Origin of the sequence: Conyzicola lurida (genome assembly GCF_014204935.1) — a bacterium.
In the GTDB taxonomy this organism is placed as follows: domain Bacteria; phylum Actinomycetota; class Actinomycetes; order Actinomycetales; family Microbacteriaceae; genus Conyzicola; species Conyzicola lurida.
The window spans coordinates 377,804-390,353 of record NZ_JACHMJ010000001.1 but is presented as its reverse complement, the minus strand read 5'-3'; the positions used below and the strand labels follow the sequence as shown (position 1 = coordinate 390,353).

Annotated in this window: 13 protein-coding genes and 1 tRNA gene; 7 read left to right on the top strand and 7 right to left on the bottom strand. The window is 63.2% G+C overall.

Annotated features, from left to right (window positions below; translation table 11 throughout):
• Positions 1-51: 51 nt before the first annotated feature.
• Complete coding sequence (locus HD599_RS01975) at positions 52-522, bottom strand: GNAT family N-acetyltransferase (protein ID WP_221420417.1); 471 nt, start codon at positions 520-522, stop codon at positions 52-54.
• 56 nt (positions 523-578) lie between these two features.
• Between HD599_RS01975 and msrB the strand changes: the two genes are divergently transcribed.
• The 6 genes from msrB to HD599_RS01945 all read left to right on the top strand — a co-directional run bounded on the left by msrB (position 579) and on the right by HD599_RS01945 (position 7,108).
• Complete coding sequence (gene msrB / locus HD599_RS01970; RefSeq protein WP_184233162.1) at positions 579-977, top strand: peptide-methionine (R)-S-oxide reductase MsrB; 399 nt, start codon at positions 579-581, stop codon at positions 975-977.
• A complete protein-coding gene (locus HD599_RS01965) occupies positions 978-1,526 on the top strand; it encodes a nitroreductase family protein (protein ID WP_246376066.1) in 549 nt (182 codons plus the stop codon). It begins immediately after the preceding gene.
• Entirely contained in the window at positions 1,523-2,164 is a 642-nt protein-coding gene (locus HD599_RS01960) for a LysE family translocator (RefSeq protein ID WP_184233160.1), read from the top strand. The genes HD599_RS01965 and HD599_RS01960 overlap by 4 nt, the downstream gene beginning before the upstream one ends.
• Positions 2,165-2,180: 16 nt before the next feature.
• Positions 2,181-2,585 (top strand): SRPBCC family protein, encoded by a 405-nt coding sequence (locus HD599_RS01955; RefSeq protein WP_184233158.1) that lies wholly within the window; start codon positions 2,181-2,183, stop codon positions 2,583-2,585.
• A 68-nt stretch (positions 2,586-2,653) separates the two neighbouring features.
• Positions 2,654-2,727, top strand: a tRNA-Thr gene (locus HD599_RS01950).
• A 523-nt stretch (positions 2,728-3,250) separates the two neighbouring features.
• Positions 3,251-7,108, top strand: a complete 3,858-nt coding sequence (locus HD599_RS01945) for a YobI family P-loop NTPase (protein WP_184233156.1) — start codon at positions 3,251-3,253, stop codon at positions 7,106-7,108.
• A gap of 395 nt (positions 7,109-7,503) precedes the next feature.
• Here the strand turns inward: HD599_RS01945 and HD599_RS01940 are convergent, their stop codons facing one another.
• Together HD599_RS01940 and HD599_RS01935 are read right to left on the bottom strand one after the other, a co-directional pair.
• Positions 7,504-8,106: a response regulator transcription factor gene (locus tag HD599_RS01940; protein WP_184233154.1), complete on the bottom strand. Its 603-nt coding sequence runs from the start codon at positions 8,104-8,106 to the stop codon at positions 7,504-7,506.
• Entirely contained in the window at positions 8,103-9,326 is a 1,224-nt protein-coding gene (locus HD599_RS01935; RefSeq protein ID WP_343061827.1) for a sensor histidine kinase, read from the bottom strand. The genes HD599_RS01940 and HD599_RS01935 overlap by 4 nt, the downstream gene beginning before the upstream one ends.
• Before the next feature lie 161 nt (positions 9,327-9,487).
• On the opposite strand from HD599_RS01935, the gene HD599_RS01930 reads away from it, so the two are divergent.
• Positions 9,488-10,054, top strand: coding sequence for a small multidrug efflux protein (locus HD599_RS01930; RefSeq protein WP_184233150.1), 567 nt, complete (start codon positions 9,488-9,490; stop codon positions 10,052-10,054).
• A gap of 28 nt (positions 10,055-10,082) precedes the next feature.
• Here the strand turns inward: HD599_RS01930 and HD599_RS01925 are convergent, their stop codons facing one another.
• The 4 genes from HD599_RS01925 to HD599_RS01910 are packed head-to-tail and all read right to left on the bottom strand — an operon-like array spanning position 10,083 to position 12,498.
• The gene (locus HD599_RS01925; protein WP_184233148.1) at positions 10,083-10,445 is read right to left on the bottom strand and encodes a DUF2200 family protein; all 363 of its coding nucleotides are present in this window, start codon (positions 10,443-10,445) and stop codon (positions 10,083-10,085) included.
• Positions 10,446-10,494: 49 nt separating this feature from the next.
• Positions 10,495-10,932, bottom strand: a complete 438-nt coding sequence (locus HD599_RS01920; RefSeq protein WP_184233146.1) for a VOC family protein — start codon at positions 10,930-10,932, stop codon at positions 10,495-10,497.
• Between the two features lie 16 nt (positions 10,933-10,948).
• The gene (locus HD599_RS01915; RefSeq protein WP_184233144.1) at positions 10,949-11,167 is read right to left on the bottom strand and encodes a hypothetical protein; all 219 of its coding nucleotides are present in this window, start codon (positions 11,165-11,167) and stop codon (positions 10,949-10,951) included.
• A 38-nt stretch (positions 11,168-11,205) separates the two neighbouring features.
• On the bottom strand, positions 11,206-12,498 hold the full coding sequence (locus tag HD599_RS01910; protein WP_184233142.1) for a DUF4407 domain-containing protein: 1,293 nt from the start codon (positions 12,496-12,498) through the stop codon (positions 11,206-11,208).
• Between the last annotated feature and the right edge of the window lie 52 nt (positions 12,499-12,550).

Here is a 12,550-nt window from a genome sequence, read left to right as displayed (position 1 = left end):
GCTGTGCTTACTTAGTGAACCCTAAGCTGAGTTATCCGCCGTTGTCAAAGATTAAGTAAGTGCACCCTTAGCTGCGCCTGCCCGATACATGGAAACGTGCGGGATTCCGGCCTCCAGATAGGGCTCTCCGAAGGCCTCGAACCCCGCCTTGGCATACAGCGGAACGACGTACTCCTGAGCATGGAGCATCATCGCCTCGTGTCCGTAGAGGCTTAAGACCCTGTCCAGCAACACTCTCGCGAGACCCTCGCCGCGGCGGTCGGCACGCACGACCACGCGCCCGACGACACGGTGGGCGTCGAGATGCTCGGGCTCATCGTCGAACAGCACACGGAGGTAGGCGGCCGTGCCCGCGTCATCCCGAATGAAAAAATGCTCCGCCTGCTGGTCACGGTTGTCGAGCTCTTCCTCGTCGACCTTCTGCTCGACAAGGAACACGTCGGTGCGCAGCTTCAGCAGCGAATAGAGTTCGGAGGTTGTGAGTTCGCCCCACTGTTTGTGGACGATGGAACAATCGGGCATAGTCCCGAGTTTAATAGAGCGGAAGACCTCTTCCCGCTCGTCAAAGGAGAACCACCATGACCACCAAGATTGTGAAGACCGAGGAAGAGTGGCTCGCCGAGCTCGGACCCGTGCAGTACAAGATCCTGCGCGAAGCCGGCACCGAACGCCCTTGGTCGGGTGCCCTGCTCGACGAGAAGCGCGACGGCATCTACACCTGTGGCGCCTGTGGCGCTGAGCTCTTCAAGAGCGGTGCCAAGTTCGACTCCGGCAGCGGATGGCCCAGCTTCTACGAGTCGGTCAACCCCGACGCCGTCACCCTCGTCGTCGACAAGAGCCTCGGGATGACGCGGACCGAGATCCGCTGCGCCACGTGCGACTCGCACCTCGGCCACCTGTTCGACGACGCGTACCAGACCCCCACGGGCGACCGGTACTGCATGAACTCGCTTTCCCTCGGCTTCAAGGAAGAGTAGTTGTCGGCATTTGACGCGGTGATGCGGCGGCAGTCGCACTCCAAGGTGACGTCTGCCGCGCCCAGCCGGCTCGAACTGCTGCCCTTCGTCGAAGCGGCGGCCACCGTGGCCGACCACTCCGGCCTCAAGCCGTGGCGCCTCATCGAGCTGCGCGGCGACGCCCGCGTGCGCCTCGGCGCCGCGTTCGCCGAGGCGAGCGGCGCTACCGGCAAGGACGCCGAGAAGGCCGCGTCGAAGCCGCTGCGCGCCGAACTGCTGATCGCGGTCGTCTTCACCCACAAACCGAGCTTCAAGGTTCCGGCCTGGGAGCAGGAGGCCGTCGCGTCCGGCGTCGCCCATACCCTCAGCTTGCTTCTCGACGAAGCCGGCTGGGGCGTGTTCTGGCGCACCGGCATCCTCACCCGCACCGAACCCGTGCACCGTATGCACGAGCTGGCCCCGAACGAGCAGCTGCTCGGCTGGCTCTACGTCGGCGGCCTGCCCGACAAGACGAAGAGCGACAAGCGCAAGCGCCTCGAAGCGGGCCGCTACCTCACCACGCTGACATGACCGTCACGGCCGCCCTGCTGTCGTTCGCGGTCGTGGCCGCGCTGCTCACCATCACGCCCGGCCTCGACACGGCGCTCGTGCTGCGCTCGGCGCTCGTGCAGGGACACCGGTTGGCGATCGCGACCGGGATCGGGATCATCTCGGGCGCGTTCGTGTGGGGAGTCGCGGCATCCGCGGGTCTCGCCGCTCTTCTGCGTGCGTCGGAGGTGGCCTTCACCGTGCTGCGAATCGTCGGCGCCGCCTACATGATCTGGCTCGGCGCCCGTCTCATCTACACGAGGGTGATCAAGAGGACGGATGCCGCGGCTCTCGCCTCGGCAGACGGAGCACTCCCCCGTGGCTGGTGGGGTGCGTGGAGCAAGGGCCTGCTGACGAACCTGCTCAACCCCAAGGTCGGCGCGTTCTACGTGGCGGTGCTGCCGGGGTTCATCCCGGCCGGCGCGAACGAGCTCGTCATGGGCGTGCTGCTCGCCGCCGTGCACGGGGTCGAGACCGCCGCCTGGTTCACGCTCATCATCTTCGGCGCGCGCGGTGTGCGGCGCTGGCTGGAGCGCGACACCGTACGCAAGTGGATCGACGGCGTGACCGGTGCCGCGCTCGTCGGCTTCGGGGTCCGGCTGGCGATCGTCGCCAAGTAGCGCTAATACTTGAGTGATGGACGACACGACTGGACTCACCAAGGACGCCGGCTGGGAATTGGGGGTTCGGCGTACCGTCGATGCTCCGCTCGAGGATGTCTGGGAGTACTTCATCGTCGACGGGGTGGAGACCTGGCTCGGCGACGCGACTCTCGGCAACCGCAAGGGCGACACCTTCGAGACGAGCGACGGGGTGCGCGGCGAGATCCGCAGCCTGACCGCGCAGATGCGCCTGCGCATCACGTGGCAGCCCGAGGACTGGGACCACGACTCGACCTTCCAGGTGACGCTGACCCCGGCCGCCTCGGGCACGACGATTGGTTTCCACCAGGAGCGCCTCGCCTCCGCCTCTGAAAGGGAAGAGATGCTCGCCCACTGGACCTCGGTGCTCGACACCGTGGCGGAGGAGCTCGGCGCGTAGGGGTTCTCGCTCCCTCGTTCGCGGCGCGAAGCGCTCGCGTCGCAAAGTAATATTGACCTGCATCATCCGCCCCCTTAGCTCAGTTGGCCAGAGCACCGCTCTTGTAAAGCGGGGGTCGTCGGTTCGAATCCGACAGGGGGCTCTTTGAAAAGGGCCAACGATTTGGCGCTTTTCAAAGAGCCCGCATGACGGATCATTTTCATCCGAGTGCGTCGGGTCGTGCGGCACAGCCAATCCGCCTGTCAAGTCAGGCCGTCAGGTACAGTTCCGAACCACCGCGATAGCTAGCAACCCGGGGATCTCCGTGAAGCCGCCAGTCAACTCCAAAAAGCAAGCAATACCATTGGCCGACAGCGGCAATTGTGTCAAGGCGCCGCTTGTTGCGGCGCATAATCGAGCCCGCGCTCCAACTGCGAGGCGATTAGCGCACAACGCCAAGGGCGCGACAAGACATCCTGGATCTATTCCGCCGCCGATTGCATGGTTTGAGGCCGAAGGCTCCTTCCTTGCCAACGTTCGTCCACGTACGGCCCCCACGTTGACGCGTGCTACCAGAGATTGGTAAACCTTCAAGCGTTGTCGAGCCGTCCGGCGCGGTCGTTTAGACAGGCACGGATAACAATGGTTACGTCCCGGGGCTGAGGTGAGTCATAATCAGTGGCAACATGGAGGATTCGCCCGCACGCTCAGCCAATGATCCTGACCGAACGCACGTTGGTTGGATTTATCAACTTCTGGGTGCTCTCCGCTCAGTTTCGTCTCCTCTGCGCAGCAGGCCTGGCCCCGGTGAGACTGCGCCGTTACTGCTGCCACTCACTCCCGGATATGAGCCTGATCACCACGGCCTGTATTTCGCGGCAATCCAATCTGCATTGACGAGCACCTCGCGTATTCCGATCACCAACATCGCCCTCACCGGAAGTTATGGAGTGGGCAAGAGCAGCATTCTTCAACATGTAATTAGCCGTCATCGCAAGCAAGCGATTTCGATTTCGCTCTCCACGTTGGGGTTCGCGGACGAAATCGCACCGGACGACAGCGTCGCGAAGACAGCATCCACAAAGACGAATCGCATCCAAAAGGAGATCGTCAAGCAGCTGCTCTACAGTCAAGATCCGGTTCGCATGCCTGGATCCAGATATCGCCGTGTCACGCGATTCCGCTTCTGGCGTGAGTTGGGCCTAGCCTCATTCGTTGCCGCACCGCTGACCATCGCGTTTTATCTAGTCGGGTGGTCGACGTCGCTGGCCGCTCTCGCTCGAGTTCCGTCGGACCTTGTCGACTGGATCAACGTCCCGCTCTACGTCGTGTTGATCTTATTCATTTTGAATGCGCGAAAAGTTCTCCACAATCGCATTCATATCGAGAGCATCTCGGCCGGTTCAACAACAATTTCGTTGTCCACGAAGTCGGCGTCCTTCTTTGATGAGTACTTGGACGAAATTGTCTATTTTTTTGAGACGACTCATGTGAACATCGTCGTTTTTGAGGACATCGACCGATTCGATGAGCCGCATATTTTCGAGACGCTTCGGTCTCTCAACGCACTCCTAAATGCCGCGAAGCAGTTGAAACGACGGCAAATCCGCTTCATCTACGCGATCAAGGACAGCATTTTTGACGAGTTGGGTGCACGCGCTGCAGCAGAAGAAGAAGGAAACGGGGTGGAGGAAGGAAACGAGGCGGAGGAAGGAAACGAGGCGGAGAAAGGAAACGAGGCGGAGAAAGGCCAGAAAAAGGCTCGAAGCCGTGTAATTGTCGAGGCGGATCCCGATGCTGCACAAGCGGAGATTGCTCGGGCGAACCGTACGAAGTTCTTCGATTTAGTCATCCCGGTTGTCCCATTCGTCACCCATCGAAGCGCGCGAAATGTGCTGCACGACACGCTGAAAAGCATTGACGGTCATGAGGTTTCGGTGGCGCTCGTCACGCTCGCGGCCAGTCACGTCGCGGACATGCGCCTGATAAAGAACATCCGCAATGAATTCGCTATATTTCGCGAGAGGATCATCGTCAATAGCAAGTTGGATCTGACCGATGATGGACTCCTTGCGATGACGCTATACAAAAGCACCCACCTCGCGGATTTCGAAAAGATCAAGATTGGAGAGAGTGATCTCGATCATCTCTACGAGGCGAGTCGCGAATTCGTCAATAAGGCCATAGCCGAGCGTCAGGCGAGTCTGCGTGATCTCAGAAGGCAACTGTCCTCTCGTCGTACGATTGCTCCCCGCGCAAACTCCTTCGGTCAACTGTTAGAGACGCACATCAATCGCTTCGTCCGGCACGCGCAGAGTCATGACAACTCACTCACGATGACGCTCGAAGGCAATGTAATCGACAGGCCTGCGCTGCACACAGCGTCGTTCTGGGAGAACCTCGCCTCCACGAATGGAACACTCGAACTCACTTATCAGATTCGAGTGCAGGGCTGGGGGAACCTCTTTCCTCGAACCGCAAAATTTACAAAGGAAGACATCGCAGCTGTCGTTGGTGATCCCCTGAACGCGGCCTCATGGCTAGCCGCTCAACGCGAAGCAATCGGCCGCAAGATAGCCGAGAAAGTCGACGAGTTAGAATTTCTTCGAATTGCAGGTCTCAGCGAGCTCGCCGCGCGTAAGTCGATCACGGTGTCGGATCTGCCTTTCGATTCAGCAGTCGAAACGACAATGAAATCGAAGCTCGCCCGCCAGCTGGTCCGCAACGGATATATTGACGCGGACTTCACGCTCTATACGTCGACATTCCATGACGGGCTCCTTGGTGGCGAGGCAACGATGTTCCTGCTACGGCACGTTGACCGGAACCGACCCGATCTGAACTTTGTATTGAGCCCGAAAGACGTGGAAGACATTCTGCGCGAGCGCGGTGTCGCGTTGCTCAAAGAGAAATCCTCGCTGAACTTTTCCATCCTCGATCACCTGCTTTCCCTTGAAGACGACAGTCGAACCGAATTGTTCGTCGAGCAACTCGCCAACTACGGCGTCGAAGAAAAGGCCCTGGTCGACGCATACCTTGAGAATGGGCAACATGCAGAGATTCTCGTCGCACGCCTCACGCGATCTTGGGACGGGGTATTTACGCTGCTCTGTGTGGGGGCACCGCTCGACGACGAGCGTCGACTGCCGCTGCTAGATATTGCCCTCAGTAATCTCAATGGCGAGATCAGCTATGAGGTCCCAGCTGAGTTGGCTCCTCTGATTGAATCGCGGTTCCTTGACCTACCGGCCTTCAACGACCCAGAGATTGCGGACAACCAAGCGCAGCTGTTAGCCGATCTCGTCGCTGCTGCCCACGCGCAAATCGCCTCACTATCCAGCGCTAGCACTAAAGTTGCTCGCGCTTTGGCCGAGAGTGGATCTTACAAACTCACTCGCGAGAACCTTCTGTCGGCACTTAACAATAGGTCGGTCAGCATCGCACTCGATGACATTCGCGAAGCGAGCCCGCTTGTCTACTCGCGAGTGCTTGACGAAGTTGGAGGCTATCTCAGGACCCTCTTACCTGGAGAGCCCACCATCCGGACCGACACAAACTTCGCTTCATTGCTCAGCGATTTGCAACGCGTTGCCGCTGACACATTGAGCGAGGTTGTCGACGCTGCGGCGCCTAACGTCGTCCTGAAAGAGCTCGCACTTGTCACTGCGGACATTTGGACAGAGCTTGCTCGCATACGGCGATTTTCGGCGACGTACGCCAATGTGCTCGTTTACTTCAACAAAATCGGACTCGACGACGCGCTCGGCGGATTGCTTACAACGTTCGGATTCATACTTGACGCGCCCGCGCCTGAGGACGAGGAGGACGAAAAGCGAGCGTTGGCGTTGGCTGTTATTGCCGCCTCGTCTGAGATCCCGTCGGCTGCAGTCCGCGCGAAACTTGCCGAAAGTCTGCGGCTAAAAAAATACATCAGCGCGAATCTCGTTCCGCAAGAACGCGGGGAGCTGGTCGGTCGTCTCATTGAGTCCGACGTCATCGATGGCAATGCGGAAAGCTTTGAACGGCTCGACCCGGACGACTGGTCAGGTCGAGAACTAGCGATCAATATGACCGCCTTTGATTCCTTTATGACGCCAACGGAACTTCCCGTGACGCAGTTGAGCAACTTCTTTTCGAGCGATCTCGTGGATGACAGCGCGCGAGACGTCGTCGTATCCCGATTCGGTGAATTCGCAACCGGTGCGTCGCTTGCAACTGTTCGGGAGTTGGCTGACTGGGTAGTAGCTCACGGACGATCGCTTCCTAAGTCTGACGTGACTCTACTGGCGGATCGACTCGATGCCGACCGAGTTGTCGGTCTCCTCCAGTCACTACTGCCACAGCTCTCGCTCACCGATCTGCAAGCCATCCTCGGTACGGTGGGCGGCGACTACGCGACGATCGCGCATCCAACACGCAAGCGCCCGAAATTCCGTGAAAGCCCGAGTATGGCTGCCCTTGCCGCACGTCTCAAAGAACTTGGCGTCGTGACTAAGGTTGATCACTCAGCTGGTCATATCCGGCTGTCCATGCGTCATTTGTAAGGACGTCACGCCCTGATCTCAGCGCTCACGCGACGGGCCGGTTGCGACCGGCCCCGAATGGCGAACGTGATTGTCGGCCAAGAATTACCCCTCACCGGGCCCTGCTCTATGCGGATAAGCCTGGCTTAGCGTCTGCGCACCGATGAGGATTGATTGACGTACTGCATCAAACTCGGCGTATCGACATCAATCAGGCAGGGCGAACGCTTCACTAACCTCTGTATCCGCACTCGGGAAAAGCACTGCTGCGACGCTCCCGCCGCCTCCAGGCTTGTATTTTCAACCTGAACTTCCCGGCTATTGGGTTGCGGCACTTCAGCAAACTGCAGTCCGCCGTGACTTTTGGCTCGCACGACCGCGTTGTAAATTGCGAAGTCCCTGTTTGCATGGGCGAGCTAAGTCCACCCGCGCTCCCGCGCCATAATCACGGCCTGCTGCCGCGTTTCCACCGACAGCTTGGTCAGGATCGTCGAGATGTGGTTGCGAACCGTCCCCGGAGCCAGCAGCAGTGACCGCGCGATCTGCGCGGTCGTCTCGCCGTGCTGGCCCAGGCGCAGAACGTCTAGTTCGCGATTCGTCAGCGGGCACCGCTCGTCGCTGAGCGCGTCCGCGGCGATCTCCGGATCGATGTAGCGCGCGCCCGCCGCCACCTGGCGGATCACCGCGGCGACTTCCCCGGCTTCGCGCGACTTCGGCAGGAACCCGGACACCCCCGCGGCGAGCGCCCGCCGCAGCACGCCCGGTCGCGCGTGCCGGGTCACGATCACGAAGCGCGTCGTGACTGTGCGCCGCAGACGCTCGGCAACATCGACCCCGTCGAGCCCCGGCATCTCGAGGTCGAGCAGGCAGACGTCGGGCTTCAGCCGTTCGGCCGCCTCGACTGCTTCGAGGCCGTCCGAGCATTCGGCGATCACGTCGATGTCGCCCTCGAGCCGCAGCAGCGCGGCCAGCGCCGAGCGGATCATGCCCTCGTCGTCGGCGATCAGCACTCGGATCATGAGACAGGCACCGTGACGACGACCGTGAACGACCCGTCGCCGCGGACGATCTCGAGCGCTCCCCCGACCTCCTCGGCGCGGCGGGCCAGGCCGTCGAGACCCGTGTGCTCCCTGCGCGGGTTGATCCCGTCCGAGGGCGACGGGCCCGCGTCATCCATGTCGTTCGTAATCTCGTACCGCCAGGCGTCGGCCGTTCGCGAAAGGCTGAGCGTGGTGTGCTTGCCGCCGCCGTGTCGCAGCACGTTCGTCGTCGTCTCGCGGATGACGGGACCGAAGACGGATGCCGGTGCGTCATCCGTGCCCGCACCGACGACGGTCTCGGCCGCGATGCCGGCGGCGCGCAGCAGGTCGCGTGCGTTGGCGAGCTCGTCGCGCAGCGGCACCGAGCGGAATCGGGTCGCGAGGTCGCGCGTTCCCTGCCGGGCCTCGTCGACGCTGACGCGGGCGGCCCGCAGTTGCTCGAGGGCGGCGGGCTGGTCGCCGGCGCCGATCAGCCGTTCGGTCAGTTCAAGCTGCAGCGCGATCACCTGCAGGTGATGCCCCTGCAGGTCGTGCACGTCGGTCGCGACGCTCAGCCGCTCCTGGGTCGCGGCGAGCCGCGCCTCGGAGACGCGGGCACGGTCGAGGGCGATCAGAACGTCCCACCACCACAGCGACAGCACCGTAATGAGGGGAACGATGACTGCGAGTAGGCCGCTGGCGAGGTAGCCGTCCGTATTCGAGAGGGCCGCTGAGAACGCGCCGTTGGCATCGATCACCCAGAGGCAGACCAGCAGCGCCGTCGCCACCAGCACCATGCGCAGCCGCACCGTTCGCGGCCAGTCGAGCAGCTGCAGCGACTGCGCCAGGGGCACGACCAGCAACAGCCAGAGTCCCGACAGCGAGAAGGCCAGCACGCCGTAGGCGACCGCGATCACGACCGGGATGAGAACAGCGCGCCACCGCATCGCTGCGGGTTCGCCGGAACGATGCCGGTAGGCGAGGAGCGGGGGCAGGGTCGAAACGATCCACAGCAGTCCGCCAACCGTCACCGCGATAACCGCGCCGTCCTGCGCACCGAGCTGCAGGAGCGTCGCCGCCCACGAAAAGACGACGACCAGGTCGAAGAACACGATCCCGACCGCCGTGTACCACCACGCCGCGTTGACCCCGCGCGCCGTCGCCAGCACGGGCAGCGATCGCGGTTCGTGGGCTTGCGAGCCCCGGGTTTCTGTAGTCACACCACCACTGTAGGTGCCTGACATTTGTCATGGATGGCGCGGGAGAAACCCCCGGAAAGTGGTGACAGTACGACACTGCCGGCGCCGTCGCGAACGCGCTGAACTGTATCCACAACGGCGGGGTAAGCCCGACACCGCCCCATCAGAAAAGGAGTTATTCAATGGATCTCATCGCGACGTTCCAAGACCTGGTCGCCCAGGTTCCCGAGTTCGTCCAACCCCTCATCGTCGCCCTCGCCGGCGCCGTTCCCTTCGTAGAAGGAGAGGGCGCCACGACGATCGGCATCATCGGCGGGCTCAACCCCGTCGTCGCGGTCGTCTCGGCCGCGATCGGCAACTTCCTGTCGGTGCTCGTGCTCGTTCTGCTGAGCTCGGGTGCCCGGTCGGCGATCGTCAACCGTCGCAGCGTGCGCGAGACGGTGCCCGCCACCGGCGGTACGCGGTTGGTATCGGCCGACGAGTCGCTGCGCGCGATGGAGGACGACTACGCCGTCTCCGACCGCAAGGCCGCCCGCAAGGCGAAGTTCCAGCGCGCGCTCGACCGCTACGGCGTTCCCGGCGTGAGCCTGCTCGGCCCCCTGCTGCTGCCGACGCAGTTCACCTCGACGATGCTCGTGGGCGTCGGCGTACACAAGGCCCGCGTGCTGTTCTGGCAGGCCATCGCCATCGTGCTCTGGTCGACCCTGTTCGGCGTCGTCGTCGGCGGCGTTCTGCACAACGCCGGCTGATCGAACCCCGTGTTGTCGCGGCTGTCGCCTACGGGGCGACGGCCGCGACGGGTGTTCGCAGGATCTTCTCCAACGCCTTGCCCTTCGCCAGCTCGTCGACCACCTTGTCCAGATAGCGAATCTGCTGCATGAGCGGGTCCTCGATATTTTCCACGCGGATGCCGCACACGACGCCCGTGATGAGAGCAGCGTTCGGGTTCATGGGAGCCTCGGCGAAGAACTGCTCGAACGTGGTGCCCTCGTCGATGTGACGTTGCAGCGCGGCCCCGTCGAAGCCGGTCAGCCAGGTGATCACCCGGTCGAGTTCGGCCTTCGTCCTACCCTTGCGCTCCACCTTCGTGACATAGAGCGGGTACACGGAGGCGAACGGGGTTCCGAAGATTCTGGACACGGCTCCAGAGTAGGCACGCGATAGAGCTGCGGCAACCGCCGCGGGCGCGTCAGCCGATGCGCTCGGCCAGCGCGACGATGATCCCCTCGGGCCCGCGTACGTAGGCCATGCGCCAGATGTTCTCGTACTGCCCGATGCCGCCGACCAGGCCGTAGCCCTCTTCGGCCACGCGCTCGACCTGCGCGTCGATGTCGTCGACCTGGAACGCCAGGCTGCGCAGCCCCAGCTCGTTCGCCTCCGCCGCGGGAGACCCTTCCACGGGATCGGGGCGGACGAAGCTCGACAGCTCCACCCCGGTTCCGCCGCCCGGCGCTTTCAGCATGACGATTTCGGTGCGGGAGTCGGGGATCGCGATGACGGTGTCGATGAACTCGCCCTCGACGAACTGGCGGCCCTCGATCTCGAGGCCGAGTGCGACGAAGAAGTCGGTAACCAGGTCGAGGTCGCGCACGGTGACTCCGACGTGGTCGAACTGGGTGATTCCCATGCGCACTACTCCTTGGTTAGCGAGCGCCCCTCGCGGCAGTGAGAAGCCCGATTGCCGAGACGAACACGCCGAAGCCGACGATAATCAGCATTAGTGCGAGCTCGTTGCCCGAGAGATAGATGACGAGTCCGGCGGCGCCGAGCAGCACGGCGAGCGCCATGAAGATCTGACCGGAAATGCCGACGAAGGCGGCCCACGACGAGGGGTAGCGGGCGGCAGCGGCGTTTTTTGTCACGCTTGAGTGTGGTCCCGTCGCCGGCGTGGAGTCAACCTTTACGGCGTGCGGATGCCTTCGATCTCGGCGGGGGTGGACGCGGCCGGCCGCGGTTGCGCGTCGCGGTCCGCCATCTCGTTGCGCAGGAGGCCGGCGCGCTCGCGATGCTCCTCGCGATCGGTGCCGACGGCGATGCGGGCGTCGAGGCCTCGACGGTGCAGTGTGGCGGTCGCTGCGGCCTCGTCGATGCGCGATTGGGATTCCAGTCGCGCGATCTCGAGCGTCGCGTCATCCTGCATTCTGCCTGCCTCGTCGACCACCGAACGGTTGAACCAGAGCCGAAGCAGCTTGATCGAGACGGGCAGGATCTCGAGGAGGAAGAAGAAGCCGAAGAGCAGCCAGTGCGCGGTGGCCGCGGACGGGCTCGACGCTCCCAGGCGCTCGAGGGCGGTGAGACGGTTGAGGAAGCCGTCGCTCGAGGCGACCGCGGCGTCGTTCTCGGCCTGGAGCTGCTCCTTGCGGTCGAGCACGACCTCGAGGTCGTCGCGTGCGTCGGCGACGTCGATCTCCGCCTGCGCCTGCGCGGTCACGAGCGAGCCGGCGAGGTTGCCCTGCGCGGCGGCGAGCGCTTCGTCGGTCTTCTGCTGCAGCGCGGCGTATTTGGCCTGCGCGATCTCGTTCGCCTGCTGGGCGATCTGCACGCGGGGTCCGACGCCGATGATGCCGGAGCCGCCGGTGCCGTTCGATTCCGCGACGACCGCGTCGGACGCCGCCTTTGCCTCGATAGCCGCCGCGTCGGACGCTGCTTTGGCTGCCGCGTAGGCCGGGTCGGTCGTGGGGTCGGGCTGCGTCTGTTCGAGGATTGCCTGCTTCTCGGCGATCGTCGCGCGCAGGTCGTCCTCGGTCGCGAGCACCGGATCCTTCTCGAGCTGCTCGTTGTAGGCGTCGCGCGCTTCGCCCTGCATGACGAGCAGCTGCGTCTCGATCTCGGGGGCGAATACCTCGAGGGTGACCGGGGTGGAGACGATGACACCGATGACAGCGGCGAACAGGAGCCGGGGCACGGCCATCAGCACGTTCTTGTACCAGCGGTCCTGCTTCACGAGCTGCATGGTGAAGGTGCGGTCGATCACGTAGATGGCGACGAGCCAGGCGAGGGCGATCGGCAACGCGACCCAGCCGTTCAGATGCAGCGCGGTGGTGAGCCCGAACCAGAGCGAGATGCCGCCGACGGTCGCGGTGATGAGCATGATGCTCGCCATGGCGACGGAGAACTGGCGGTCGGCCGCCGACGTCGCCACGGTGTCGACGCGTGCGCCGCCCAGGCGGGCTAGGAGGTAGCGCTGTGTCATCGGATGCTCCTCGACGTCGGTCCGGGGACGCCACGGTGGCAGGCGGCCCTCG

What these genes read in the sequence shown, in the direction of transcription:
- HD599_RS01975 (WP_221420417.1), bottom strand. Translation starts at nt 522, where the DNA reads ATGCCCGATTGTTCCATCGTCCACAAACAGTGGGGCGAACTCACAACC.
- msrB (WP_184233162.1), top strand. Translation starts at nt 579, where the DNA reads ATGACCACCAAGATTGTGAAGACCGAGGAAGAGTGGCTCGCCGAGCTC.
- HD599_RS01960 (WP_184233160.1), top strand. Translation starts at nt 1,523, where the DNA reads ATGACCGTCACGGCCGCCCTGCTGTCGTTCGCGGTCGTGGCCGCGCTG.
- HD599_RS01955 (WP_184233158.1), top strand. Translation starts at nt 2,181, where the DNA reads ATGGACGACACGACTGGACTCACCAAGGACGCCGGCTGGGAATTGGGG.
- HD599_RS01945 (WP_184233156.1), top strand. Translation starts at nt 3,251, where the DNA reads ATGGAGGATTCGCCCGCACGCTCAGCCAATGATCCTGACCGAACGCAC.
- HD599_RS01940 (WP_184233154.1), bottom strand. Translation starts at nt 8,106, where the DNA reads ATGATCCGAGTGCTGATCGCCGACGACGAGGGCATGATCCGCTCGGCG.
- HD599_RS01930 (WP_184233150.1), top strand. Translation starts at nt 9,488, where the DNA reads ATGGATCTCATCGCGACGTTCCAAGACCTGGTCGCCCAGGTTCCCGAG.
- HD599_RS01920 (WP_184233146.1), bottom strand. Translation starts at nt 10,932, where the DNA reads ATGGGAATCACCCAGTTCGACCACGTCGGAGTCACCGTGCGCGACCTC.
- HD599_RS01910 (WP_184233142.1), bottom strand. Translation starts at nt 12,498, where the DNA reads ATGACACAGCGCTACCTCCTAGCCCGCCTGGGCGGCGCACGCGTCGAC.